Annotated in this window: 25 protein-coding genes; 24 read left to right on the top strand and 1 reads right to left on the bottom strand. The window is 46.1% G+C overall.

All coding sequences use genetic code 11. From position 1 onward, the window contains the following. Positions 1-15: 15 nt before the first annotated feature. Positions 16-786, bottom strand: a complete 771-nt coding sequence (gene flgA / locus OCU87_RS15860; protein ID WP_261857536.1) for a flagellar basal body P-ring formation chaperone FlgA — start codon at positions 784-786, stop codon at positions 16-18. A 74-nt stretch (positions 787-860) separates the two neighbouring features. Between flgA and flgB the strand changes: the two genes are divergently transcribed. The 24 genes from flgB to OCU87_RS15740 all read left to right on the top strand — a co-directional run bounded on the left by flgB (position 861) and on the right by OCU87_RS15740 (position 25179). Then, entirely contained in the window at positions 861-1235 is a 375-nt protein-coding gene (gene flgB, locus OCU87_RS15855) for a flagellar basal body rod protein FlgB (RefSeq protein WP_062690175.1), read from the top strand. Positions 1236-1240: 5 nt separating this feature from the next. After that, complete coding sequence (flgC, locus tag OCU87_RS15850; RefSeq protein WP_062690177.1) at positions 1241-1660, top strand: flagellar basal body rod protein FlgC; 420 nt, start codon at positions 1241-1243, stop codon at positions 1658-1660. 11 nt (positions 1661-1671) lie between these two features. After that, the gene (locus OCU87_RS15845; protein ID WP_062690179.1) at positions 1672-2355 is read left to right on the top strand and encodes a flagellar hook assembly protein FlgD; all 684 of its coding nucleotides are present in this window, start codon (positions 1672-1674) and stop codon (positions 2353-2355) included. A gap of 32 nt (positions 2356-2387) precedes the next feature. After that, positions 2388-3644, top strand: a complete 1257-nt coding sequence (flgE, locus tag OCU87_RS15840; RefSeq protein WP_062690180.1) for a flagellar hook protein FlgE — start codon at positions 2388-2390, stop codon at positions 3642-3644. 13 nt (positions 3645-3657) lie between these two features. Then, positions 3658-4392, top strand: a complete 735-nt coding sequence (locus tag OCU87_RS15835) for a flagellar basal body rod protein FlgF (protein WP_062690182.1) — start codon at positions 3658-3660, stop codon at positions 4390-4392. A 93-nt stretch (positions 4393-4485) separates the two neighbouring features. Next, positions 4486-5271 (top strand): flagellar basal-body rod protein FlgG, encoded by a 786-nt coding sequence (gene flgG, locus OCU87_RS15830; protein WP_062690184.1) that lies wholly within the window; start codon positions 4486-4488, stop codon positions 5269-5271. 10 nt (positions 5272-5281) lie between these two features. After that, positions 5282-5941: a flagellar basal body L-ring protein FlgH gene (gene flgH, locus OCU87_RS15825; protein WP_062690185.1), complete on the top strand. Its 660-nt coding sequence runs from the start codon at positions 5282-5284 to the stop codon at positions 5939-5941. Continuing rightward, positions 5926-7050: a flagellar basal body P-ring protein FlgI gene (locus OCU87_RS15820; RefSeq protein ID WP_083540896.1), complete on the top strand. Its 1125-nt coding sequence runs from the start codon at positions 5926-5928 to the stop codon at positions 7048-7050. Before flgH ends, OCU87_RS15820 begins: the two co-directional genes overlap by 16 nt. Further along, positions 7050-7559 (top strand): rod-binding protein, encoded by a 510-nt coding sequence (locus OCU87_RS15815; protein WP_062690189.1) that lies wholly within the window; start codon positions 7050-7052, stop codon positions 7557-7559. The genes OCU87_RS15820 and OCU87_RS15815 overlap by 1 nt, the downstream gene beginning before the upstream one ends. Further along, positions 7556-8962, top strand: coding sequence for a flagellar hook-associated protein FlgK (gene flgK, locus OCU87_RS15810; RefSeq protein ID WP_062690190.1), 1407 nt, complete (start codon positions 7556-7558; stop codon positions 8960-8962). The genes OCU87_RS15815 and flgK overlap by 4 nt, the downstream gene beginning before the upstream one ends. Positions 8963-8989: 27 nt before the next feature. Beyond that, positions 8990-9904, top strand: a complete 915-nt coding sequence (gene flgL / locus OCU87_RS15805) for a flagellar hook-associated protein FlgL (protein ID WP_261857535.1) — start codon at positions 8990-8992, stop codon at positions 9902-9904. Between the two features lie 162 nt (positions 9905-10066). Continuing rightward, on the top strand, positions 10067-11152 hold the full coding sequence (locus OCU87_RS15800) for a hypothetical protein (protein WP_062690193.1): 1086 nt from the start codon (positions 10067-10069) through the stop codon (positions 11150-11152). Positions 11153-11470: 318 nt separating this feature from the next. Next, positions 11471-12760: a flagellin N-terminal helical domain-containing protein gene (locus OCU87_RS15795; protein ID WP_062690194.1), complete on the top strand. Its 1290-nt coding sequence runs from the start codon at positions 11471-11473 to the stop codon at positions 12758-12760. A gap of 200 nt (positions 12761-12960) precedes the next feature. Continuing rightward, positions 12961-14505, top strand: coding sequence for a flagellar filament capping protein FliD (gene fliD / locus OCU87_RS15790; RefSeq protein ID WP_062690195.1), 1545 nt, complete (start codon positions 12961-12963; stop codon positions 14503-14505). Between the two features lie 20 nt (positions 14506-14525). Beyond that, complete coding sequence (gene fliS, locus OCU87_RS15785) at positions 14526-14933, top strand: flagellar export chaperone FliS (RefSeq protein ID WP_062690196.1); 408 nt, start codon at positions 14526-14528, stop codon at positions 14931-14933. Continuing rightward, a complete protein-coding gene (locus OCU87_RS15780) occupies positions 14923-15210 on the top strand; it encodes a hypothetical protein (RefSeq protein WP_062690197.1) in 288 nt (95 codons plus the stop codon). The genes fliS and OCU87_RS15780 overlap by 11 nt, the downstream gene beginning before the upstream one ends. 10 nt (positions 15211-15220) lie before the next feature. Beyond that, positions 15221-16390, top strand: coding sequence for a flagellar hook-length control protein FliK (locus OCU87_RS15775; RefSeq protein ID WP_261857534.1), 1170 nt, complete (start codon positions 15221-15223; stop codon positions 16388-16390). A 20-nt stretch (positions 16391-16410) separates the two neighbouring features. Next, positions 16411-16893 carry a flagellar basal body-associated FliL family protein gene (locus OCU87_RS15770; RefSeq protein ID WP_261857533.1) on the top strand — a complete coding sequence of 161 codons (483 nt, stop codon included), beginning with the start codon at positions 16411-16413 and terminating at the stop codon, positions 16891-16893. Between the two features lie 8 nt (positions 16894-16901). Continuing rightward, positions 16902-17654: a FliA/WhiG family RNA polymerase sigma factor gene (locus OCU87_RS15765; RefSeq protein WP_062690200.1), complete on the top strand. Its 753-nt coding sequence runs from the start codon at positions 16902-16904 to the stop codon at positions 17652-17654. A gap of 12 nt (positions 17655-17666) precedes the next feature. Continuing rightward, positions 17667-18515 carry a flagellar motor stator protein MotA gene (motA, locus tag OCU87_RS15760; protein ID WP_062690201.1) on the top strand — a complete coding sequence of 283 codons (849 nt, stop codon included), beginning with the start codon at positions 17667-17669 and terminating at the stop codon, positions 18513-18515. Positions 18516-18519: 4 nt separating this feature from the next. Continuing rightward, the gene (locus tag OCU87_RS15755; protein WP_062690202.1) at positions 18520-19521 is read left to right on the top strand and encodes a flagellar motor protein MotB; all 1002 of its coding nucleotides are present in this window, start codon (positions 18520-18522) and stop codon (positions 19519-19521) included. 145 nt (positions 19522-19666) lie between these two features. Then, positions 19667-20713 (top strand): plasmid segregation protein ParM, encoded by a 1047-nt coding sequence (locus OCU87_RS15750; protein ID WP_261857532.1) that lies wholly within the window; start codon positions 19667-19669, stop codon positions 20711-20713. Then, complete coding sequence (locus OCU87_RS15745; protein ID WP_062690204.1) at positions 20706-21635, top strand: GumC domain-containing protein; 930 nt, start codon at positions 20706-20708, stop codon at positions 21633-21635. Before OCU87_RS15750 ends, OCU87_RS15745 begins: the two co-directional genes overlap by 8 nt. A gap of 109 nt (positions 21636-21744) precedes the next feature. Continuing rightward, the gene (locus tag OCU87_RS15740) at positions 21745-25179 is read left to right on the top strand and encodes a PAS domain-containing hybrid sensor histidine kinase/response regulator (protein ID WP_261857531.1); all 3435 of its coding nucleotides are present in this window, start codon (positions 21745-21747) and stop codon (positions 25177-25179) included. Positions 25180-25585 lie beyond the last annotated feature (406 nt).

The raw sequence follows: 25585 nt of genomic DNA, 5'->3' as shown, positions 1-25585 counted from the left end.
AACCTAAAAAGAAGCTTAAAACAGGGTTTGTACTTTTTTGGGGCCAACAACCGTCGCTAAAATTGTTTTATCGGATGTGCTGTTTTTCACTTTTATTTGCTCCCCTTTACTGCCCGATTCTAACGCAACGCCTTTCATTCTAGCCGCCATGCCCCCAATCCTTGCTTCGATCACCACTTCTTGATGGCGCTCAACCCATTTTGCAAACTCCACCATACGTGGGCTAATGATTTTCCCTACCGTAATCCTGCGTTTACTGACTTGATTATCCAACTCGTTGAAGGTCGTAAAATATCCCTGTCGCACATAAGAAATGTCGGTACGACGGCGTTTAAAATCATTGGCGGTTAGCACTTGATCACGCTCAATGGTGTGTTTCGCGACGACGATTTTTTGGTAAACCCGTACTTCCGCTTTAACGCGTGACTTCCAATATTTAGGATGGTGGCATTCAACCGTGAGTGTGACTTTTCCCGTCGGTGGACGTGCCTTATTTCGGCTAATTTCAAATGGGGTATCACAGTCGGATAAGGTTGATTTATCTAGATCGATGCGAAAATCATTACTGCCAATACTCCCCGCAAAACGGGCAACATCACGATATAAATAGCTGCGAATTTGTTGATGAGCTTGGGTTGATATATCCGCTTTGCTTGCAATGACTTCCGTGCTGAATATCCCACCAGAAACGAGTACACCAAGCATGAGAAACACGGGGCGGATTTCCGCTCGGAAGTCATACTTCCGCTTATTGGTCTCAACGTAACTATTATTTGTGTAAGGCATTGATATGTTGGCTTTAAATGGGTGGCATGAAAATTGCTTTATAGTTGATATTCAATTTATAGGTGGTGGGTGAGATGGCAATCAACTTCGAAGATGCGTTAGGGGTACACCCTAATACATTGCAGTTCCGAACACAACGCGCAAAGGTACTGGCAAGTAACTTAGCCAATACGGATACGCCAAATTTTAAAGCGCGTGATATTAGTTTTCAGGACGCAATGAACCAGGTCGCGAGTGACGCGCGTTCTCGGCATCTTGGTCGTCGTCAGACACAGCAATCGCATGAATTACTGTATCGCAATCCACAGCAGCCAGCACAAGATGGCAACACCGTTGAACTGGGCGTTGAACAAGCAAAATTTGCGGGTAACGCAATGGATCTTGAAACCAGCCTTACTTTTTTGAATATGAAAATTCGCGGTCTGAAGCAGGCCATTAACGGGCAATAATTTCTATGTCTTTTTCATCTATTTATGACATTGCAGGCTCTGCAATGACAGCGCAAAGCGTTCGTTTGAATACGGTCGCCAGTAACATTGCGAATGCCGATGTCGTGTCTGGTTCAGAACGTGACGGCTACCGCGCTAAGCGCCCAGTATTTTCTTCCGTCATGGTTGATATGAACGATCCTAATGCTGGCACTCGTGTGCGTATTGATGACGTTATTGAAAGTGATGAACCACTGCGTCGTCGCTACGAACCGAATCACCCTGAAGCAAACAAACAAGGGTATGTCTTCCATTCAACCGTCAATGTGGTTGAAGAAATGGCTGACATGATGGCTGCTTCGCGCAGTTTTGAAACCAATGTTGATGTAATGAGTCGAGCACGCAGTATGCAGCAAAGCATTCTTCGTCTTGGTCAAACAAGCTAAGGGGATAACCAATGAGCCTACCGCAAATTAATACTGCTGGTCAGTACAACCGTGCAGCTACGCAAAATGCTGAACCACAAGTGACCAGTAACGGCCAAAAAGATATGACGCCAACCAGCAATGAGTTTTTGACCATGATGGTGGCACAGGTGCAAAACCAGAACCCACTTAATCCGACGGATGGTACCGAGTACTTGACGCAATTGGGCATGATGTCTGCTGTTTCCAGTTTGGAAGGGGTGAAGCAAGGCATGATGAACATGAACATCGGCATGACCAATTTGGAAATGCTACAGGCCACCAACCTAGTTGGTAAAAAAGTGCTAATGGATGTGAAAGGCGATCTTGATGTGGCCGAAGGTCAGAAAATCAATGGCCGCGTTCAGTTCGACAAGCCAGTTGATAGTGCCACTGTGGTGGTCTACGACGATAAAGGTAAAGAAGTCGACAAGATTAAGCTGGGTGCACAAGGTAAAGGCATGGCTGAATTTGAAATCGATGGCGATGACCTAGGTAAAGGCAGTTACTCATTCAAAGTGGTTGCTGAAAGCGGTGAGCAAGCATGGGAACAAAACATCATGATTGCGGCTGAGGTTGAATCGGTCAACATCCCTGCCGATGGCGGTGCGGTGTTATTAAGTCTTGCGGGCGTTGGCAAAATGTCGATGTTCGATATGCGTGAAATTACGGCGTAAATAATAAAAATTAATGTAGATAGGATTCTTTTATGTCAATCAGTGTTGGCCTAAGTGGCTTGCGAGCAACATCCGAGCAGATGAACTCAATTAGCCACAATATTGCGAACGTCGGTACCGTGGGTTTTAAATCATCACGTACTGAATTCCAAGATGTGTATGCACCCCAGTTTGGCGGCGGTGAAATGAACGGTGTTGAAGTCGCACAAGTACGTCAAAGCTTTACCTCTGGCGGTACCACCAGTACAGGTCGTAATAGTGACTTGGCAATTAATGGTGAAGGCTTCTTCATGGTGCAAAACAATGGCCAACAAATGTTTACCCGTAATGGTGTATTCAACCTAGATACCGAGGGTTACATGGTGTCGGGTGATGGTCACCGTTTACAAGGTTATGGCGTGACAGAGTCAGGTCAAATCCAAACGGGTACAGTGACTGATTTGCGCGTTGATACCGGTGACATGGCGGCGAAAACCACCACTAAAGTACAGCAAGGTCTTAACCTTGATGCCAACGCGGCCATCGTGACTAATTCAGCGGATGACAAATTCGATCCAGAAGACCCATCAACGTTTACCTCTAGCGTGACTTCTACGGTGTATGACTCATTAGGTAGTGAGCACCAAGTTACCCAGTACTATGTAAAAACCAGCAGTAATGAGTGGAAAGTGCATTACGCGCTAGATGGTGATGTGCTGAAAGGCCAAACCAATACCATGGGTTTTGATAGCGACGGTAAACTAGCCACAGTCAATGGCGCACCAGCGATGGACAATTCAACCACGCCGCCAACGATGAAAATCGACACCCTGCCAGTTGATCTTGTGTTCAGCAATGGCGCTGCGGCTCAATCTGTTGGTATGACGCTGACTGATACTACCCAGTACGGTAGCGAATTCTCGATTAATAAAAATGCACCAGACGGTCACGCACCGGGTCAAATTGCGGGTTGGTATTTTGAAGGTGACGGTACTGTGTACGCGCGTTATTCAAATGGCCAAACCAAGGCGCAAGGCCAAGTGTTGATGGCTCGCTTCCCTAACCAAGAAGGCTTGCAACAAGCAGGTGGCACACGCTGGACCCAAAGTTTTGCTTCTGGTGCTCCGCTACTTGGTACGCCGGGTACTGGTCAAATGGGCGCACTTCGTACCGGTATGTACGAGAACTCTAACGTTAACCTAACCAATGAAATGGTGTCGTTAATGTCAGCACAAAGTAACTACCAAGCGAATGCGAAGACCATCAAAGTATCGCAAGAGATGACTCAAATCCTATTCCAGAACTTATAAGTCGAGGTTCGGCATGGATAAATTATTGTTCACTGCAATGTCAGGCGCTAGCCGCGTGATGATGGCGCAGCAGGTACACGCGAATAACCTCGCTAACGTGAATACCACGGGTTTTCGTACCGATATCGAACAGGCTGACAGCATTAAAGTGAAGGGCCAAGGCTACGACACACGCGCCTTAGTCGCTGCGCGTGCGGGTGGTTCTGATTTTTCAGCAGGCACGTTGCAACACACTGACAACCCGTTAGATGTCTCGGTTCGTGGCGAAGGTTTCTTTGCGGTAGAAGCGGGTGAAAATGACGAAGCTTATACCCGTGCGGGTAACTTCACGTTAAGTCCGGGTGGCCAACTAATGTTGGGTGAACGGCCTGTTATGGGCACCGGTGGCGCGATCTCTATCCCTGAGTATGAGCAGCTAAGTATTGGTTCAGATGGCACTATTTCAATTGTGCCGCAGGGTGGCGGTTTGATCCAAGAAGTGGGTCAACTCAAGCTGGTTAAGCCTGAAAACAATCAACTGCGTAAAAGCGAAGATGGTTTATTCCGTGTTGTTGGCGGCGGTGGTCAAGCTGAGGCGGATGATACCGTGACCGTTGCTTCTGGTTACCTTGAAAGCAGCAACGTAAATGCCATTGATGCGTTAGTGAATAACATATCCCTTGCTCGTAATTTCGAACTTCAAGTCAAAATGATGAAAACCGCAGAACAACTGGCCACGGCGGGTAATCGCTTAGTGCGTGGCAGTTAAGGAACCCTAGCTAAGCTATCGTTTTTTGTTTCGGTTTTTATCTCTCCAGCGTCTTGCCCGATAAGGCGCTGCATATATTCAGGAGTAGTGACAATGCATCCAGCACTTTGGGTGAGTAAAACAGGTCTTGCAGCGCAAGATACCCAAATGCAGGTTATTTCCAATAACCTCGCAAACGTAAATACCGTTGGTTTTAAACAAGACCGCGCGGTATTTGAAGATTTGTTTTATCAAATGAAAAAGCAACCAGGTTCAATGGTTGATCAGCAAAATGAAGCGCCAGGTGGTTTGCAGTTGGGTAATGGTGTACGCACGGTTGGCACTCAAAAGCTGATGAAAACCGGTAGCTACCAAAATACCCAAGAAGCCACAGACATGGCGATCATGGGCGCAGGTTTCTTCCAAGTTGAATTGAGCGACGGTACCACGGCATATACCCGTAACGGTCAGTTTCACCGTAACTCGGAAGGCGCACTGGTTAACGCCGCTGGTCTACCTATGATCCCAAACATTGAGATCCCAGAAAACGCGACAGGCATGAGTGTTGGTACTGATGGCATGGTGTCGATCAAAGTGCAAGGCGAGCCTGAACAGCAAGAAATCGGTCAAATCACTTTAGCTAACTTCACTAACCCATCGGGCCTTGAAGCGATGGGCGGTAACTTATTCCGTGAGAGCGGTGCATCTGGTGCTCCAATTGAAGGCGTCGGCGGTGAAGACGGCATTGGTGCGATTAGCCAGTTTACGCTAGAAGGCTCTAACGTGAGTGTGGTTGAAGAAATGGTGAACATGATCACCACTCAACGAGCTTACGAAATGAACGCCAAAGTGGTCTCAAGTGCAGACCAAATGTTGAAGTTTGTTAGCCAATCAATGTAAGGGTAAGGCGATGATGCGCATTATTTTTCTTTTGGCTGCATTGGTGATGACAGGGTGTGCCCCTGTCTCAAGTGTAGTTGACCGTCAGCCACCGGAAGAGGTGCCATACACCAACTATCCAACATTTACGCCAGACAAAGATGGCAGTTTGTTCAATGCCAGCTACGGCATGGCGTTATTTCAAGATCGCCGTGCGTTTCGTACCGGCGATATTTTAACCGTGGTGTTGGATGAGCAAACGCGCTCAAGTAAAAAAGCGGGTACTTCATTTGGTAAAGAAAGTAATACCGGCATCAGCGTCCCAACCATTGCAGGTGCAACTTACCCGAAAGGCGAGTTTTCACTAAAAGGTGATCGTGACTTTAAAGGGGCGTCATCAAGCTCACAGCAAAACTCGTTAAGCGGCAGCATTACCGTATTGGTATCAGAAGTGATGCCAAATGGCGTGTTACGTGTACGTGGTGAAAAGTGGCTCAAGCTTAATCAAGGTGACGAATACATTCGCTTGTCTGGTTTAGCGCGAGTAGATGATATCGATGGCTCTAACCGCATTTCATCTCAACGTCTGGGTGATGCGCGGATTACCTATTCTGGTCGAGGCACATTGGCTGATGCGAATGAAGCGGGCTGGCTTTCTCGATTCTTTAACAGTTCATGGTTCCCAATCTAATGACATTCAAACACATACTTTTAGCGGCAGGTTTAGTGCTGTGCCCATTGCTAGCGTCGGCTCGACCACTGCTTAGTTTGGTCGATATTCAAGGCATTCGAGAAAACCAGCTGGTGGGTTACGGCTTGGTTGTGGGGTTAAGTGGTACGGGTGATAAAAACCAAACCAAGTTTACCTCGCAATCGGTGAAGAACATGCTGAGCCAGTTTGGCGTGCAGTTGCCAGCAAATGTTGACCCTAAACTGAAAAATGTCGCGGCGGTTGCAGTGAATGCTTCCATTCCCGCATTAGCAGGCAAAGGCCAGTCATTAGACATTACCGTATCATCAATTGGTGATGCTAAAAGCTTACGTGGCGGCACATTGTTACTGACGCCGTTAAAAGGTGTGGATGGTCAAATCTATGCAATGGCCCAAGGCAACTTAGTGGTTGGTGGTGTGAATGCACAAGGTAATAGCGGCACGGGCATAACCATCAATATTCCAACAGCGGGTCTTATTCCGAATGGCGGGATCATCGAGCGTGAAATTCCGTCGTCGTTTTTAACCTCGACGGATGTTGTGCTGAATTTAAAAGTCCCAGGGTTTAATACGGCCCGTAACATCGAAAAAGAAATTAATCGCGTGTTTGGTCCAGAAGTGGCAATGGCGGAAAGCCATGCCCGTATTCGCGTGCGAGCACCGCATAAAGCCAGCCAACGCGTTACCTTCTTAGCCATGCTTGAAAACCTAGAGGTTGAACAGCAGAAGAAACTGGATCGTGTGGTCTTTAATGCTCGTACCGGTACTATCGTGGTGGGTAAAGATGTACGGGTACACACAGCTGCAGTTAGCCATGGCAACCTAACCGTGAGCGTGGTTGAAAACTTCAATGTGAGCCAGCCAAACGCATTCAGCAACGGTAAAACGACAGTTACACCATCGTCAGATGTGTCGATTGATCAAGAGCGCGGCAAAGTCTTTATTTGGCCAGAAGGCAATCAAGGTACATCACTGCAAAGCATTGTTGATGCCGTGAATAGTTTAGGTGCTTCACCGAATGATCTGATGTCGATTTTGATTGCGTTAGATGAATCTGGTGCACTGGATGGTGAGTTGGTAATTCTGTAATGAAAGCGATTGATAACGAGCAACACTCAGCTTTGTATAACGACATGAGTGAACTAAATAAAATCACCGCAAATCCGGACAAGACACAAGCACTGGAGCAAGCGGCGAATCAGTTTGAAGCGGTCTTTTTGCAAACCGTGCTACGCCATATGCGTAAAGCATCTGAGTCGATGAATGATGGCGAAGACTCCCCGTTTAACAGCAAGCAACAGAAGTTTTACCGTGAAATGTACGATAGCCAAATTGCGGTTGAAATGAGTCAGCAGCAGAGCATGGGCATTTCTGACATGTTGATTAAACAACTTGGTCAGCATGAAGCATTTAAGCCACAGCCACAGGCGGTCGCTGTTAATCAACAGACACCGATTGAATCATTAGCGGGGCGCTTTAGCCCGGTCAATGACACCACATTGCAATCCGGTAACAACGTGAAGTTGCCACATTGGTGGGGAAATACGACCCCACTGTCGCAGCATTTAAAAATCCAGATGGATAACGAAGAGCTATGAGTTTGATTAATATCGGCTTGTCCGGCATGAATGCTGCGAACGCCGGCCTTTCTGTGACAGCCCACAACGTATCTAACGTGATGACCCCAGGTTACAGCCGTCAGCGCGTGGGTTTTGGTTCTGTCACTGGTGCGAATAATAGTGGTGCAGGTGTTGGCGTCAGCAATGTTGAACGCATGGCGGATAACTACCTTAATCAGCAGATTTATCGTCAGCGTGGCTCGTGGGGCTACAATTCGATTAGCTCACAGTACATGCAAAAAACGGAAACTGTGCTTAACAATAAAAGCACCTCTATCAGCACGGGTTTAGACCGCTTCTATGCAGGGTTAAATGAAGCGTCGGCTAAACCACAAGACATTGCTTATCGCCAGACGATTGTCAGTGAAAGCAAGTCGATGGTGCAGCGTTTTAATAATTTAAGCACCCAGCTTGATAGCCAAGAACGACAAGTTAATGGCCAGCTGGATGCGTCGATCACCGATGCCAATACCCTAATGGCTAGCATTGCGAGCCTTAACAGCAGTATTCGCGATGTCGGTGGTAACAGCGAAGCGGCCAGTAGCCTACTCGATGCCCGAGATGAAGCGATCCGTCAGTTATCGTCAATGATGGACGTGAACCCGACCTACCATGATGACGGCACAGTGACCGTTACTATGGCGAAAGGCCAAACACTGGTCAGCGGTACCACAGCAAGCCAATTGAGCCAAGATCACAATGGTGAGTTAGTCCTTAAGCGTGGCGATACCAATCTGGCATTGGATGACAACTTAGGCGGCACCATTGGTGGTTTAGTGGATTACCGTGACAACGAACTGACAGGCTTACGCCGTGAGTTAGATGTGATGGCCTACAGCTTTGCGACCGAATTTAACGAAAAGCATCAGCAAGGTTTCGACCTCAATGGCGAGGCTGGTAAGGCGGTATTTGGTGGCGTGGATAGCGTAGAAGGCGCGGCGGCTAAATTAACCTTATTGGTGGATGACCCTAAGCAATTAGCGTTTTCATCAGCCGCTGATGAACCGGGTAACAGTGACAACCTTAAGGGCTTAATTGAACTTAAAAATGCCCCTGTCGATGTAGACAAAAGCAAGCTGTCGCCTGAGGCGTTAAAAAACTATGAACTGGCGATTGATAAGCTTAATGGCAAGTCGATTTACAGCAACTACACAGGTTTAACCGGTGACTGGGCGATTCGTACTGCGCAGCTTGAAGCGGATACCAAAGCATCAGCAGCGTTAGTCGATCAAGCGCAAGGTGAACGTGATAGTAAAAGTGGCGTCAACCTCGATGAGGAAGCGGCCAGTATCATGACGTATACCCAAATGTACCAAGCGAATGCGCAAGTGATTTCAACGGCTCAACAGCTGTTTGATGTCACTTTGTCGATGTTCCGCTAATTAATAATACCCAAGCAGGATTGAATTATGCGGATAAGCACATCGCAAATGAATAACATCATGTTGACGAGCATGCAGAGCTCGACAACTGGGGTGAATAAAAGCTTTATTCAGCTAAACTCTGGCGAGCGAATGCTGAAACCCTCGGATGATCCGCTGGGTGCGGTGCAACTGATGATGTTGGATCGTGAGCAGGCTGACATTAGCCAATTTAAAAAGAATATCTCGAACCTGACAACCCAGTTGGGCCAGACAGAATCGCACCTTGATGCTTCTAATACTGCGGTATTACGAGCGCAAGAGTTGGTGACAGGTATACTGAGTGCCAGTAATAGCACCATGGAAGGACGTGAAGCGATCGCCACTGAACTGGATGGTATTTTGGGGCAGCTAACGGATATCGCGAACAGTAAAAACCCTAACGGTGATTACATTTTCGCGGGTACTAAAACCGATACCCAACCCATAGTCAAAGACCCAGCAACAGGGGAATATGTTTACCAAGGCAACAGTGACCAACGTGAAGTACAGGTTGCGGAATCGATGTCGATCCCGGCTAACCAAACCGCGGATGTGATGTTCTCTAACGGTAGCGATAATATTTTCAATACTCTAGATAGCGTGATTAATGATCTACGTAACCCCGCTATTGATGGTAGCAACCTCACTAGCAGTGTGACGCAAGCGCAAACTGACATCAAAAGTACCTTATCGTCTATCAATGGTGCATTAACCGATGTCGGTGGTCAGCAAAACTCATTGACCATGATTTCGGGTTCGCATGATGATAATAAGCTCATCAATGATAAACTGATCGGCGATGTGAAAGATTTAGACTACAGCCAAGCGATTTTAGAGCTCAATACTCAGATGGCTGCGCTGCAAGCGACCCAAATGACGTACAGCAAAGTACAGAATTTATCGCTGTTTAAATTGATGTAATACCAACCTGAGTAAATACCCATATTTGCTCATCTTGGTTTGATATTTATTGCATCTAGTGGCAAACGTTTTTTATAGCTAGACGCTTTTTATTACGAGGCGTTTTCTTTTATTAGACGTTTTCTGTTACTAGATGCAGTCTTATGAGTAAAAGAGGCCGCCTTGGTTAATCAAATTTCTTCGAGTCCCAATACCCTTCGTAGTGGTGACAGTACCCAACCTGAACGCATTGCTCAGCAACAACCCGTCGCTGCGGTCAGTCGTGTATCTGAGAAAAAATCTCGCCAAGAGCAGCAACAATCAGGGCTAACGGGTAAACCGCGTAGTCTGCTTACCCAAACCACGTTAGCGCATAACCAAGCGGCTCAAGCGCAAACCGCTCAAAAAGCCTTACGTGATGCCAGCGAACTGTTAAACCAGCTGCGTCAAGTGGCGCGCCGTTCACTGAGCAGCCAAGAAGGCAAGCGTGACCAACTTCAGCAATCGCTGCACCAGTTAAAAGGTAAGTTAGTTAAATTAACCCGTGAAGCGAAATACCAAGGTGCGCCTGTACTGCACCACGATTTAACGCCACGGCTAGAAGGCGAACAGCAAACCGAGCAATTTGGCATTAAAGGCCTGCGTTTAAACACCTTGCGTAGCCAAGATGAAATTGTCCGTTTTCAGTTTGAATCTGGTTCACCTTCTTCTGTTCGCGCTTTAATTGAATCCGATGAAAACAGCCATGAAATTGCCAATAAATTAGATCGCGCTTTAGCACCGCGAGGCATTCAGGTCGGTGTTGATAAGTTTGGTGACATGGCTTTCACGGTCGATAAAGCCGAATGGGTCAATATTCGTAAAGGGGTGTGGGTGTCGGGCGGTGGTCAAATTCTGCCATCGGGTAATCCGATTAAAGCACGCCTTGAATCACACGATAAGCAAGCGAGCGAGCCGGAAGCGTTAGAATTCGGTAAACCGCAACAGTCTCGCCAAGCACTGGCTGACATCGAGCGAATGCTACAAAAAGTGCAGCAGGCACTGAGCCAAATTGATCGCGCTCAGCAGCAAGTCGGCGCGGATTTAGAGCGAATTGTCCGCACCAACAGTTTGAAGTCTGGCATTGTGAACCAGCAAGGTGACATTGAAGCCACTTGGATGGATGCGCCGCAAGAAGTATCGCTTCAGCTAATAGAAAATGCGGTACCGACATTATTGGCCCAAGCTAATGCTACCCGTCATAACGTGGTGGCTTTGCTAGAACCTTAAGTAGTAAAACAATTTAAGCAATGCACCTTGGCGCTGAGTGTTTAATCGTGAAAAGTGTTTCATCGTGAAATTAAGCTGCAAAGCCAGTAAAAGCGGGTCTTCCCCGCTTTTTTTGTGCCTGCTATTTATCTATAAGCACATGAGTGAATAGCTTTTTTGGTTAAATATACGCATTTCCTCGCAGCAAGGTCACACCACGAAATAAAGTCAAAAAAATACTTAAGAAGCGTAAAAAGTGGGTCGCTCTGAAAAAGTAACAACCGAGCCCATTGCCGTAAGGCGGCACTGTGGAACACTATTACATAGAGGACTGCTCTCATGGCAATGACCATCAACACTAACTTTGCATCAATGAATGCACAGCGTAACCTTACTAGCACTCAAGGTTCACTTAATTCTTCACTACAACGCCTATCTACTGGTCTTCGCATTAACAGTGCATCAGACGATGCTGCTGGCCTACAAATCGCAAACCGTATGGACTCTCAAGTTAACGGTCTTAAAGTAGCGCAACGCAACGCGAACGATGGCATCTCTATGTCACAAACGGCTGAAGGTGCACTGCAAGAGTACACTAACATCCTACAACGCATGCGTGACCTGTCTGTGCAATCTAAAAACGGTACTAACTCAGATTCTGACCGTGCAGCACTAGACAAAGAATTCCAAGCGATGGGTAAAGAACTTAGCCGTATCCAAGAGACAACTACTTACGGTAAAGGTGAGAGTTTGTTTGAAAAGCTTAACACGGGTGTTGATTTCCAAGTGGGTGCAGATGTTAAAACAGTAGATGCGTCTAAATTAAGCAAATCAAATTCAACACAAGCAATTAACGACACGCTAGCTAAGCTTGGCGTTAAATCTGATTCTGCACAAAAAAACACAGATGTTACAGCTGTTGAAACTAAGTTAACAGCGCTTAAAGCTCTTACTGATGGCACTAAATCTGCAGATATCACAGCGCTTGGTGGCAAGGCTGATGCAGAAAAATTCCTAAAAGATATGGGAATTGATGCTGCAGTAGAAGATGGTGCGACTCCTGGTACAAATGTTAAAATCACGCTTGCAACTGGCGGTAAAGATGCAGCAACTAAACTAGAAGCGTTAGCTACTGCGGCGAAAGGCCTAACAGAAGATGCAGGTACAAATGGCGGTGTGAAACTACCAACTGCTGATGCTGACGGTAATTTCGACATGTCTGCTCTTCAAACGGCAATGACTGGTGCAAAAGTTGACACTACTGCATTTAAAGATCCAAATGTTATCAACGTTCAAGTAGATAGCGCAGCACTAGATACGTCTAAACTTGGTAATGTAAAAGACATCGCTGGTTCTGAAACTGCAATTAAAGAAATTGATGCAATGATCGAGAACGTTGGCGCTGTACGTGCTGACCTTGGTGCGACTCAAAACCGTTTCCAATCAACTATCAACAACCTTGGCAACATCTCTGAGAACATGTCTGTTGCGAAAGGCCGCATCATGGATGCTGACATCGCTGCAGAATCTGCAAACATGACTAAGCAAAACACTATGATGCAAGCAGGTATCACAGTGCTTTCTCAGGCAAACCAAATGCCAAGCATGGTTTCTCAACTACTACGTTAATCGTCACCCACTCCAATGGGCGTTAACCAACGTTGAATGTATAAAGCGGAAGTTTTACTTCCGCTTTATTTTTATCACAAGCCTGAAACTCACCCAAAACAACAAAATCAACAACTTAAAGTTGGTATGAACTTTGCTTTATACGCGTAGGTATAGGGCGCTTCCTACCACATTCCCCTTTTGAATGGAGATAGCACAGCATGATAATGACAGGTATTGGTTCCGGTATTGATTATGAATCAATGATTAGCGCCATCATTGCTGCCGAACGTGCCCCAAAAGACAATCAGCTGAACCGTCAAGAGGGTATGAACAAAGCTGAAATGGAAGCGCTGAAAGAAATTCAGAACACCATTAACGGCTTTCGTGACACAGTAGAAGATCTTGGCTCAAAGCGAGAACTAGAAAAACTAAAAGCTATTTTGAGCAATGAAGACTTCTTAAGTGTGGCAGTGGATGCCAATGCGGTTGCGGGTGAATATGCTTTTGATGTGAAGCAGTTAGCAACAGCGCAGCGTGATCAGTTACTTAAAGCCGGTGCTGATGAAACCTTCACCCAAGGGGTGATTAAATTTGGTGAAGTCGGCAAAGAAGTGACGGTTGATATTGCCAAGCTGCAAGCGGATTTAATCGCCGCACAAGACACCAAAACGCAAGAGCTAACCGACAGCCAACTTGAATCAGTGGCCAAAAAACACGGCTATGACTTAACCGTTCCAGCTGAAAAAGCGGAAGCGGAAAAGGCACTGACCGATCCTGCTCATGCCAATTACGACAAAGATCGTCACGACAGCTATCAAAGTCGTTTAGACGCAATTACGACAGAAAAAACACGCTTACAAAACGATGGCGTTAAATTCGAAGAAATCCAACAGGCGATTAATAACGACCCTAAAAATGATTTCGCTAAAGCGACATTGGTGCGCAGTGGTGACAATGTCAGTCTGGTATTGAATGCGAAAGATACCGGTAATGCAAACAGCATTAACTCAATAGATGTATCTGGTTTTACGCCGTCACCAAGCGTTGATTCTACCGTCGTTAATCTTCAAGCCGCACAAGATGCCGAGGTGATGTTTGGCTCGATGACACTGACATCGGCCAGCAACAAAATGGAAAATGTCATTGATGGCATGACCCTGAATTTAAAAGCCGTGGGTGCCGTCAACGTCAAGGTAGAAGCGGATCAGAGTGGCGTTAAAGACACCATTAAGACTTTTGTTGATGAATACAACAAGATTATCGAAACCGTTAATACCTACACCAAGTCGAGCGAAGATGGCGCGGCAGCGCTGTCGGGTAACGCGTCAGTGCGAAGTATGGTTAGCCGTTTACGCGGTGTGATTTCGGATGAATACGGCGCATCAACGTTTAGCACTTTGTCCCAGTTGGGTATTACCACTAGCCAAAAAGGCGTGTTGGAAATCGACAACACCAAGCTCGATAAAGCCATCGAAGATGACTTTGAGCAAGTGGCTAACTTGTTCATAGGTACCGACACCCAGCCCGGCATGATGGATAAGATGCTGGTGGTGTTAGATGACTACCACAAAAATGGTGGTATCTACGATCAGCGTACCGATCAGCTGGAATACAACAACAAAACTTTGCAAAAAGATCGTGAACAGCTTGATGAACGCATGAAAGCCAAGACGATCACCTTACGTGATTACTACGCACGTATGGATAGCCAAATTGCCAATATGAACCAAACCCAAAGCATGTTGATTGGCATGCTTAGCTAATAACGAAAAGAATTCAAATAATGATGAACCCAGAAGGCCTTGGTGCCTACCAGCAATCGCAAAACCATGCCCAAGCGGCATCAGCTAGCCCACACCGTTTGATCCAAATGCTGTTGGAAGGTTTGCTTGATAATTTAAGCCGCGCTCGTGGCTTTATGGAACGCGGCCAAGTGGCTGATAAAGGCATGATGATCACTAAATGCCTCGACATTTTAAACGGCCTAAGTTCAGTGTTGGATGAGCAAAAAGGGGGCGAGGTTACCCAAGAGCTATTCCGCTTATATGACTACTGCGGCCGTCGCTTATTTGAAGCGAATTTACAAAACGATATGGCGGCGATTGATGAAGTCAGTCGTTTAATTCGTGACATCTTGGATGGCTGGGTGGTGCTAAAACCTGATCGTATTCAGGTAGCGAATGAAGATTGAGCGGCAACTAGAGAGTATTCTCCAGCACTTTAAGCAAGCGTTAGTGGCGGAAGATTGGGATAAGTTAGCAGCCTTGGATACTAAGTTGCAGCAAGCCTTACCTAAATTAAAACAAGCGCCACTGGCTTCTGAAGTAAAAGCGAAGTTAGCTGAAATTAATCAATTTTATAGTCTGATGATTGCACGCGGAGAATCGGAAAAAAGCGAGATCCGTGCGCAAATACAGCAACAGCAAACCAATACCGAAGGGATGCAGGCCTACCTGCAGAATCGTTGAGAATCATTTAATGCAATCCATAGCCAATCAGTCGACACGTCAAAGCTCTGTATCAAGTTCAGCTTCAAGTTCTGCCTCAAGCGCTAGCGCATCCAATGCCAACCCTATTGTTAAAGGGAATTCGCCATTGGATAAACCAATGGGCTTTCAACAATTTGAGCAGAAACTGAACCAAAGCGAACTTCGCCAGAATGCGATGAAAAAGGCTGATGCAAAGGCGAAAGAAAAAAATGACAACGATAACGAACTAAAAGCAGATGAAGCTGCACAACCAGCTGCGGGCTTTGTGGTGTCGGATGCGTATTTAGCGCAGTTAAAGCAGATGCTAAATGGTAATACGGCAGGCCATGACGGTGAGCAATTAACATCGGCTGGGTTACCGCAACGTCAAGTACAAGTGGGGTCGCTAACAACCATGAATGCGATGCCTTTTAAAGGTGCGCAAGTGATGGACGCGAATGCGGCTCAGCAAGCAGATCTGAAAATGCAGGGGCAACTGCCGCAAGATCTTGCTGACATTGTTGCAGCCAAAAAAGGCGGTGCTGCGGCGCAGGCGGAATTACTGCAAGCGCTCCGCCAGCAATTATCGGATATGCCGAAGGCGGACCTTAACAGTGCCGCATTAGAGCGTCTAATTGCGGCAACGCAAACGCATGGTCAAAATTTACAAGCATCACTATCGCCAGCGACACAACTACACAATACAGCGGCAGAGCAAGCAACAAAAATGGCACCGCAACAATTTCAAGCCAGTGTGGATATTACACAGCCTGATTGGGGTAAGGATCTGGTTGATCAACTGCGATCGCGAATGCAGTTCAGTAAGACCGATCATTTACAACAAGCCCATGTTCGCTTAGACCCGCCTGAATTGGGCAAGCTAGACATTAATCTACGGATGGAAGGTGACAAAGTGTCGGTGCATTTCACCGCGGCTCACCCCCAATTACGTGAAGCTTTGCTAGCCAATGCCGAACGCTTGCGGTTTGACTTCGAAGGCGGGCAATTGCAGCTGGGTGACGTGTCTGTTTCTAGTGGTAATCAACAACAAGGCCAACAATCACACTCGTCGTTCGACGGGCAAGATGATGTGGTGGCATCGAATAGCCGCACTGTTCTACAAGGTGGCGCATTAGACGGTTTAAAACGGTCTTCAAGTCGTTTTGAATCAATGATTTAAATTGTGGTGTTAGCAAAATAATGACAGAAGAAGTAAAACCAAAATCAAAATTGCCGCTAATAATCGCAGCTGGAGTGATAACACTCGCGTTAGCAGGAGGCGGAGGCTGGTGGTATGTCCAACAGCAAAAAGCCGTGGCTGTTGAAAATGCGGCTGTGCAAGCACTACCTGCCACAGCGTTGGTGAAAAAACCGGTATTTTTACCGTTAAAAAAATTCGTGATGAGCGTGAAAGGTGACGACCGTTTGCATTATTTAATGCTAGAGCTGTCGATCATGAGCTACAACGAAGATCAGCTGAAAGTGCTGGAAGATTACATGCCGGTGATCCGCAATGCGGTGATCACCTTGGTGAGTGGTAAAGATTATGAATCACTCTCGGCACAAGGTGTTATCCCTGTTCTGCAATCTGAATTAAAAGATTATCTCGGCAAGGTGATGAATGAAATGAATTCAAGTAATGGCATCGACCGAATCCTGATCACCAAAATGGTCATCCAATAGGAGCGCCCATGCAGAATGCAGCTATGTATGACCCTCAAGGGGTTAACGCGTATCAACAGCATCAGCAGCTTGGTCAAAAAGCGCAAGAACAACGCTTATTAACCAAGTATGCCGGACTGGTACGCCGGGTTGCTCGCCATATGACACCACAAGTGAATGCCGTTATCTCAATGGAAGATATGGAGCAGATCGGCTTGATGGCGTTATTGGATGTGATCCGCCGTTATCCTGATGAAAGCGATGAAGCGTTAGAACGTCTTGCGGTACAGCGCATTCGCGGTGCAATTTTGGATGAGCTACGACGAATGGATTGGCGTTCTCGTCGTTATCGTCAACGTGGCTATGAACTGCGTGATGCTGAGCGAGCGTTGAGTCGTCGCTTAGGACGATCGCCGAGTGATGCTGAATTAGCGACGGAACTTGATGTTGAGTTAAGTGAAGTTTATCGCCGTCGAGTGGATGTTCAAGCAGAAAGTTTAGGTAGCTTTGAGTCTTTACAAGAAGATGGTGAACAATTTTTTGGGTTGAGCTTTCAGTGCCAAGCACATGAAAAGGCCGAGCTAAAAAATGCCATGGTCAAGGCGTTATCCCGACTGAGTGAACGTGAACAAATCATGCTGAATTTTTACTACGAGCATGAAATGAATTTAAGAGAAATCGCGCTGGTTTTTGAATTAACAGAGGCGCGTATTAGCCAAATTCACAAGAAAGCCTTGAAGACGTTACAGGCGACGTTAGCGGATTGGCGAGAAGTAGTTTAACGGAGTTATAGCATGCAACTTATCATTGGTTTTGTCATTGTCTTCGGGTCCATTGTTTATGGCTATACCCATGCCTCGGGGCGAATGCTGGCACTTTGGCAACCGGCAGAATTTGTCATTATTCTGGGGGCCGGTTTTGGCGCGATGGTGATTTCTAACCCGCCATACGTGCTTAAAAATATCCTAACCCGTTTAAAGATGATGTTTGGGAAAGGCTACGGCGAATCTTTCTTTAAATCCGTATTAGAGTTGATGTACGAATTACTGGAAGTTATTCGTAAAGATGGCATTAAAAAGCTCGATGACCATATTGAAAATCCACAAGGTAGCGATATTTTCAGTAAGTACCCTGAGGTGACTAAATCAAATGTTCTAGTGAGTTTTATTACCGATAACTTGCGAATGATGGCAATGGGTAAAATGAGCCATCATGATTTAGAAGCGGTATTGGAACTGGAGTTACATGCGCTAGAAGAAGACTTACTTCGTCCATCTAAAGCTTTGGGCAAGGTAGGTGAAGCCATGCCTGGTTTCGGTATTGTCGCAGCAGTATTGGGTATTGTTGTGACCATGCAGAGCATTGGTGGGGCCTTGGCCTTGATTGGTGTCAAAGTGGCTGCGGCGTTAGTGGGTACTTTCTTCGGTATTTTAATGTGCTATGGCGTATTTGAACCGATTGCAGCCAGCATTGCTAACCAAGTGAAAAAAGAGATGATGGCGTTAAATATGGTTTCTGCAATTTTGGTCACCCAAGCGCAAGGAAAACCAACACTGCTGGCGTTAGATGCTGGACGCAAAGTGCTGCATTCTGAATATAAACCATCGTTTATTACGATGGAAAAATGGGTTTCTGGAGACTGATAACGTGAGCAAAGAACCTCATATCATCATCGTCAAAAAGAAAAAACGCGGTCATCACGATGAACACCACGGTGGAGCGTGGAAAGTCGCGTTTGCCGATTTCGCAATCGCGATGATGGCGTTTTTTATGGTGCTGTGGATCATGGAAATTGCATCCAAAGAAGAGCGTGAAGAAATTCAATACCGACTGCAACATAGCAGTGTCTTCGACAATATGGAGAACGTGTTTGACGTCGCTAACAGCCCGTTCCCGATTGACTTTGGCGGTGAGGCATCACCATTTGAAAACCCAGTTCAGTCGAATTTAAGCGGCAATAATAAATTAGACTCTTCATTACACCAGCAGATCCCAGAAGGGAAAGTCGGTGCTAATGCAGGCCGTGGTTCAAAGCTGAATTCGATGATTGCGGGTAAGCACTTATCAACGGCGCAGCTGATGATGTTGGCGAATGAGCTGAAATCGGTGACTGATGCTCTGTCTGCCTCTGAAAATGTGGTGCTGGAAATTGTCCCGCAGGGGCTACGTATTTTGATCCAAGATAGTACCAAGCATTTTATGTTTGAGCGGGGAAGCTCAAATATGACACCTTTCTTCGAAGATATGTTATATAGCTTAGCGCCAATATTAGGCCAGATTAAAAATCGGATGGTGATCAGTGGCCATACCGATGTAACTCGATTCCATCGTGATACATACTCTAACTGGGAACTGTCTGGTGAGCGGGCATTAAAAGCACGCCAAACCTTAGTTAGTTCTGGTTTACCACAAGGCAATGTCTTGCAGGTGGCTGCGATGGCTGAGCGAATGTTGGTTAATGAAAATGATCCGAAAAGCGGTAAAAACCGTCGGATCGAGATGATGATATTAACCAAAGAGGCAGATACCCAGCTGGCCTTGTTGTTTGGTCAAGGTCCTGCAGTGACCGATTCGCCTGCGTTGCAGCAAGCGCGTAACTTTGCAGAATCGAACCAGCCAGTAAGCCGTTTAGAGGTCATGCTGAATTAATAGTTAAGTAGAAGAGCATGATGCCGATAATATTCATATCAATGAGTGTTTTGCTAAGTGTTTGATTGAATTGAAAGCCGGAGGTGGCGTGGCTACCTTCGGCTTCTCTGTTTGTTATTGATAATAAAAATTGCGAGTGAAAAATATGACAGTTTCTGCGTTTACCTTTGCGGTTGATGACGGTTCTACAAATGTAAAAGTAAGCTGGATTGAAAGTACTCAGCTTAAGACGATTATTTCGCCGAACTCTTTCCGTAAAGATTGGAAAAGTGCGGCGCTGCGTCGTGATAAGAAGGTGTTTAACTACACCATCGGCACCACGAAGTACACGTACGATGCAACGTCAGATAAAGCGTTAGAAACAACGCATGTCGATTATCAATACGATGATTTAAACCTGCTTGGTGTTCACCATGCGCTGTTGCAAACCGGTGTAACACCTTGTCCAGTTCGTTTAGTGGTTACCTTGCCAATCACTGAGTTTTATAACGCGGAAGATTGCCAGCGTAACGAAGCGAACATTGAGAAAAAACGTCAAAATTTGATGCGTGAAATTGCGTTGAATAAAGGCGATCTGTTTGAGGTTGTTGATGTTGTTGTGATGCCTGAAAGTGTACCAGCAGTATTGTCGACGTTAATGGATTCTAACTGTAACGAATTCACTCGCTCATTGGTTGTTGACTGTGGCGGTACGACCCTTGATATGGGTGTGGTCGTTGGTGAATTTGACGATGTATCTGCGGTTTACGGTAACAAAGAAATTGGCGTTTCTATGGTGACGGATGCGGCGCGTAAAGCACTAGCCGCCGCCGATAGTGATGCAAGTTACTTAGTGGCGAATGAGCTGATTAAGCGTCGTTATGATATGGACTTCGTACGAGAAGTAGTTAATGACGAATCTCAGATTGATGTGATTCTGACTAAGATTGAAAACAAGATCCAAGAACTTGGAACCTCTGTTGCCTACGAAGCGAAGAAGTTTGCCAAAAATCCTAACCGTGTTTACCTAGTGGGTGGTGGCGCACCGTTAATTGCACCTGCACTGAAAGAAGCGTATGCGACCTTAGGTGATCGTGTTGTGCTGGTTAACGATGCACAGTCTGCACTTGCACGTGAATTGTGTATTTACCACAGCGATTTTGACGATCTAGAAGTCGAGCCAGAATCATTGATAGAGGTTGAGGATGAGTAGCCAATTAAAACGGGTTAATTATTCGATCTATCTTGATTTAGTTAAATCTCAGTCCGACCGCTTTGCGGTCGGGGTGATGCAAAAGTGGGTCGATGAGCGTAAGCAGTTAGTCGAAAACCCGTCGGATGCAGCCGCGCTGCATTCGAGTTTGCATATGCACAAAACCATTTATCTGGCGGGTATGTATATGTATCTGCTAAGCCCAGTATTAAGTCAGGGTTTAGTGGATAACTTGGGTAAGGATACCGTTGATATTCCAACACTACGACGTCAACTTGAAATCTGTGGGTTTCAGTTAGATGGCGCGGAAAGTTCCGATATTTCGGGGATGTTGGAGCAGTTACAAGGTGCGGTTGATTTAAGTTCGGTAAACCAAGGTTTAGCGCAACTTCAGCAGAGCGTGACTCAGTTAGGTCAAGCTCAACGCGAAGATCGTGAAAACCAAGCATCGAGCGAAGAATGTACGGCAGAAACTGACTTATCTGAAGCCAGTTTAATGGCTGTTACACAGGCGATGCAGGCCCAATTTAGACCGCTTCATTCACAGTTGATGGAAGTGGAAGCGCGTCTGTCTGGTCAGGATTGTACTTCGACAGAAAAAGCGGAAATTATTCGCGCGATGTCGGAACAACAAGCTATTGCTTTGGATCAGCAAACCCAGCAATTAGAAGAGATCAAAGCGCTATTAGAGGCGCAGAAACAAGCCTCGGCATTAGCGTCGGCTCAGGCTGAAAATGCAGAGAAAGTGTCGCAAGAAATGGCTGAGCTGAAAGCCATGCTGAAAGCACAAACCCAAATGATCCGTAATTTATCATTGAATGCGCCAGCGGCAGAGCCCAAAGCTACACCGCAGGATAATGAAGCCGATCTTTCACAGCGTATTGCCAATGTGCAAAAGATTAAAAAGAAAGGTTTATTCTAGGCGTTGCCCGTGTAATACCGTCTTGCTGAACTGTGATCCCCCTGATTGAGTGATAACTGTCCTGTCGTTAACATGGCTTAACGGAGAGTTAACACGGTTAGGGGTGTTCATGACGCAAGGATGGGTCGTTGTACCAGTATCACTGATGTACCTAGGGGTACTGTTTTTTATCGCTTGGTATGGTGATAAAAAAAACACATGGCTTGCGCGCTGGCGCCCTTGGATTTATAGCTTATCGATCGCGGTCTATTGTACCTCGTGGACCTTCTATGGCACGGTCGGACAAGCTAGCCAAGATACGTGGTCATTCCTTCCTATTTATCTCGCCCCTATTCTTGTCTTTACGCTGGGCTGGCGCATTCTGGCTCGTCTGATCCTCATCGCTAAACGTGAACACATTACCTCGATTGCTGACTTTATTGCTGCTCGTTATGGGAAGTCGCAAGGGCTTGCTGTGCTTGTTACTGTGATTGCAGTGATTGGCATTTTGCCTTATATCGCCTTGCAACTACGGGGTATCACCATGGGGCTGACTCAAATTGCACCTGACTTGGGGGCGCAATTTAGCTTCGGGGCTGGAGTGTCTTTTGATACCGCTTTGGTGGTGACCTTGTGTATGGCAGCCTTCACTGTGCTGTTTGGCACTCGTCATATTGATACCACCGAACACCATCGTGGCATGATGATGGCGGTGGCTTTTGAGTCGCTCATTAAATTAGGGGCGTTTCTTATTGTGGGGGGCTTTGCGGTTTGGTTGCTGATTGAACAACCGGGCTGGACGGTTAGCGCCCAGCAACATATCGCTACCAGTTCGTTGAATATCGGTAGTTTCCTAATCCATACCTTGCTGACCATGGCGGCGATTATTTGTTTGCCACGCCAGTTTCACACTATCGTCGTCGAAAATAATAGAGCGCAAGATCTACACAAAGCGCGCTGGATATTTCCTGGCTATTTAGTACTAATGGGGATCTTTGTGCTGCCGCTTGCTTTAGCTGGTGAAGCACTGATCCCGCAAGTATCGGCTGATACCTACGTGATAAACCTGCCGTTATTACAAGGTGCTGAGAATATTGCACTACTGGCGTTCTTAGGCGGAACCTCGGCAGCCAGTGGCATGGTGATAGTGTCTACTATCGCGTTAGCCATCATGGTGTCGAATGATCTTGTTTTGCCTTTGTTGCTAAGACGTTTACGTATTTCGGACCGACGGTTTTCTGCGTTTTCTGGTTTACTGCTTAATATCCGTCGTGCCCTTATTTTGGTGTTACTACTGGCGGCATGGGGGTTTTATCAAATTCTCGATAATATCCCGTCGTTATCGGCGATTGGCTTATTGTCTTTTGCTGCTATCGCGCAATTTTCTCCCGCATTACTGGGGGGGATCTACTGGCGAGAAGGTAATCGTAACGGGGTATACGCTGGACTAATTGGTGGTATCACCATCTGGGTGATCACCATGATGACTCAAACCGGCATGCTCGCAGGTACGGCTGAAACCAATGTGTTGTTATGGCTACTCACGCCACCGTCATTACCAATATTGGAAGTGCTTACTACGGTTGATTGGGGCATGTTGCTTAGCTTAATGGTTAACATCAGCTTGTACGTATTGGTGTCAGTATTTACCCGTTCATCACTGACTGAACGGTTACAGGCCGCGACATTCGTCGGTGCGCCATTACCTGAAACGGACGATGTTAGCTTATATCAAAGTCGCGTGACGGTTGGTGAGCTTGAGATGCTAGCGGCACGTTTTGTTGGCCGTAAACGAGCTCGAAAGGCGTTTCGCCAATTTTCAGAACAACACCGAGGCACCTTAACATCAGAACTGCAAGCCAGTGCAGCTTTGATCCGTCATACCGAACGGGTGTTAGCTGGCGTGTTTGGTGCGTCCTCTGCGAGGTTAGTACTTACTTCCGCATTAAAAGGTCGCAATATGCAGCTTGAAGAGGTCGCGACCATCGTTGATGAAGCCTCTGAGTTATTCGATTTTAGTCGCGGTTTATTACAAGGGGCGATTGAGCATATTAATCAAGGTATTGCTGTCGTGGATAAGCAGCTGAGGTTAGTGGCGTGGAATCAGCGCTATTTAGAATTGTTCACCTTCCCTGCTGGGTTAATCCAAGTTGGTCGTCCAATCGCTGATGTGATTCGATATAACGCTCAACAAGGTTTGTGTGGCACGGGTGATCCTGAAAAGCATGTGGCAAAAAGGGTTGAGCACTTACAGCGAGGCACTGCTCATACCTCATCACGCATTCGTAGTGATGGGCAAGTGATCGAAGTACAAGGCAACCCTATGCCCGGTGGCGGATTTGTGATGAGCTTTTCTGATATCACGGCATTTCGCCAAGCCGAGCAAGCCTTGAAAGAAGCCAACGAAAACTTAGAAGCCCGGGTGCAGAAACGTACTCAAGAGCTTGAATTATTGAATCGAAAACTGGTGACGGCGACGCAACAAGCGGAACAACAATCCCATTCAAAAGGCCGTTTCTTGGCCGCTGTTAGTCATGATTTAATGCAGCCGTTAAATGCGGCGCGTTTGTTTTCATCGTCACTGAGTGAAGTGACCAAAGAGAAAGAGAGCCGAAAATTAGCGCATAATATTGAAAGTGCCTTGGAGGCTGCTGAAGATCTGATTGGGGATTTACTGGATGTATCGCGGTTAGAGGCCGGCAAGTTGCAGGTTAATGTGCATGCTTTTCCTCTGAGTGATGTGTTTAATACGCTAGAGGCTGAGTTTGGTGCGTTAGCGAAGCAGCAAGGGATCAATTTCAATGTCGTTAGCACTAAGGTGGTTATTCAATCGGACCCTAAATTATTGCGCCGTGCTTTGCAGAATTTTTTGACCAACGCATTTCGTTATAACCCGAAAGGTAAAGTGACGCTGGGGGGAAGGCGTATACAAGGGCAATATCGGATTGAGGTTTGGGATAATGGGCCTGGTATTCCTAAAGCGAAACAAGCCAGTATCTTTGATGAGTTTACGCGACTAGATCGCGGTGATATTGAACATGGACTCGGGCTTGGCTTAGCAATAGCTCGTGGGATCGGGCGCGTGCTTGACCATCCGTTGTCTCTGCGCTCTTGGGTTGGTAAGGGGACAGTATTTGCCTTAACAACGGAGCGAGGGCAAGTAGCAGCGAAGGTGAAGCCTTTGGTCATGATACCTTCTCGTCCAGCACTCGATGGCGTTAAAGTTCTGTGCGTGGATAATGAATCCGATATTTTACTGGGAATGGAAACCTTGCTAGGGCGTTGGGGGTGTGATGTCCGTTTAGCAGAAAATATCTCTGATGCGATGCAACATCTCGATGATGGCTGGTATCCAGCATTTGTATTAAGTGATTACCATTTAGCCAAAGAGCAAACCGGTCTGCATGTTTTACAACAATGTCGTTTACGGTTAGGTACAACGTTTAAAGGTGCAATTATTAGCGCAGATCGCACGACAGAAACTCAAAAGATGATTAGAGGATATGGTTTTAGTTTTATAAGTAAGCCTGTGAAACCATTAAAGTTACGGGCAGTTTTATCTTAAAAATAAAAGTCTTAAAAAAGGAGAGCTTTTTGTTCTACGTGGCTTTTACATTTATGAAAAGTGGTCGCTTTATATTATTGAAGATTTCACTCATAATAAAGTTTAATGTTAACATGCATTTTTTAATGGAATAAATAGATTGGATTCATGCAGGGAATTTATTAATATCATTAACACTAAAAGCTATTATTAAAATAAAAGTGTGATCTTGAGGGAATAGTTGGTGTACACCATCTGAGATAAGATTTTCGCTAATTATATATATTTGTAAATTACTAAATAAATACAACGTGTTAGAAGTGAGAGCCAATGTTTCGTTCCTATGCAGTTTTTTCATCTGATCACCCTTGGGTTCATAGAATTATTCTATTACTTACGCTGGTTTTCACTATATTATGTGTATATA

Source organism: Photobacterium sanguinicancri (genome assembly GCF_024346675.1).
Lineage (GTDB): Bacteria > Pseudomonadota > Gammaproteobacteria > Enterobacterales > Vibrionaceae > Photobacterium > Photobacterium sanguinicancri.
Note: the sequence above shows the minus strand (reverse complement) of the source record. Positions and strands in the feature narration are given on the sequence as shown.

Bases quoted from the DNA above. Each gene is read 5' to 3' on its own strand.
- flgA (WP_261857536.1), bottom strand. From the start codon at position 786: ATGCCTTACACAAATAATAGTTACGTTGAGACCAATAAGCGGAAGTAT.
- flgB (WP_062690175.1), top strand. From the start codon at position 861: ATGGCAATCAACTTCGAAGATGCGTTAGGGGTACACCCTAATACATTG.
- flgC (WP_062690177.1), top strand. From the start codon at position 1,241: ATGTCTTTTTCATCTATTTATGACATTGCAGGCTCTGCAATGACAGCG.
- OCU87_RS15845 (WP_062690179.1), top strand. From the start codon at position 1,672: ATGAGCCTACCGCAAATTAATACTGCTGGTCAGTACAACCGTGCAGCT.
- flgE (WP_062690180.1), top strand. From the start codon at position 2,388: ATGTCAATCAGTGTTGGCCTAAGTGGCTTGCGAGCAACATCCGAGCAG.
- OCU87_RS15835 (WP_062690182.1), top strand. From the start codon at position 3,658: ATGGATAAATTATTGTTCACTGCAATGTCAGGCGCTAGCCGCGTGATG.
- flgG (WP_062690184.1), top strand. From the start codon at position 4,486: ATGCATCCAGCACTTTGGGTGAGTAAAACAGGTCTTGCAGCGCAAGAT.
- flgH (WP_062690185.1), top strand. From the start codon at position 5,282: ATGATGCGCATTATTTTTCTTTTGGCTGCATTGGTGATGACAGGGTGT.
- OCU87_RS15820 (WP_083540896.1), top strand. From the start codon at position 5,926: ATGGTTCCCAATCTAATGACATTCAAACACATACTTTTAGCGGCAGGT.
- OCU87_RS15815 (WP_062690189.1), top strand. From the start codon at position 7,050: ATGAAAGCGATTGATAACGAGCAACACTCAGCTTTGTATAACGACATG.
- flgK (WP_062690190.1), top strand. From the start codon at position 7,556: ATGAGTTTGATTAATATCGGCTTGTCCGGCATGAATGCTGCGAACGCC.
- flgL (WP_261857535.1), top strand. From the start codon at position 8,990: ATGCGGATAAGCACATCGCAAATGAATAACATCATGTTGACGAGCATG.
- OCU87_RS15795 (WP_062690194.1), top strand. From the start codon at position 11,471: ATGGCAATGACCATCAACACTAACTTTGCATCAATGAATGCACAGCGT.
- fliD (WP_062690195.1), top strand. From the start codon at position 12,961: ATGATAATGACAGGTATTGGTTCCGGTATTGATTATGAATCAATGATT.
- fliS (WP_062690196.1), top strand. From the start codon at position 14,526: ATGATGAACCCAGAAGGCCTTGGTGCCTACCAGCAATCGCAAAACCAT.
- OCU87_RS15780 (WP_062690197.1), top strand. From the start codon at position 14,923: ATGAAGATTGAGCGGCAACTAGAGAGTATTCTCCAGCACTTTAAGCAA.
- OCU87_RS15775 (WP_261857534.1), top strand. From the start codon at position 15,221: ATGCAATCCATAGCCAATCAGTCGACACGTCAAAGCTCTGTATCAAGT.
- OCU87_RS15770 (WP_261857533.1), top strand. From the start codon at position 16,411: ATGACAGAAGAAGTAAAACCAAAATCAAAATTGCCGCTAATAATCGCA.
- OCU87_RS15765 (WP_062690200.1), top strand. From the start codon at position 16,902: ATGCAGAATGCAGCTATGTATGACCCTCAAGGGGTTAACGCGTATCAA.
- motA (WP_062690201.1), top strand. From the start codon at position 17,667: ATGCAACTTATCATTGGTTTTGTCATTGTCTTCGGGTCCATTGTTTAT.
- OCU87_RS15750 (WP_261857532.1), top strand. From the start codon at position 19,667: ATGACAGTTTCTGCGTTTACCTTTGCGGTTGATGACGGTTCTACAAAT.
- OCU87_RS15745 (WP_062690204.1), top strand. From the start codon at position 20,706: ATGAGTAGCCAATTAAAACGGGTTAATTATTCGATCTATCTTGATTTA.
- OCU87_RS15740 (WP_261857531.1), top strand. From the start codon at position 21,745: ATGACGCAAGGATGGGTCGTTGTACCAGTATCACTGATGTACCTAGGG.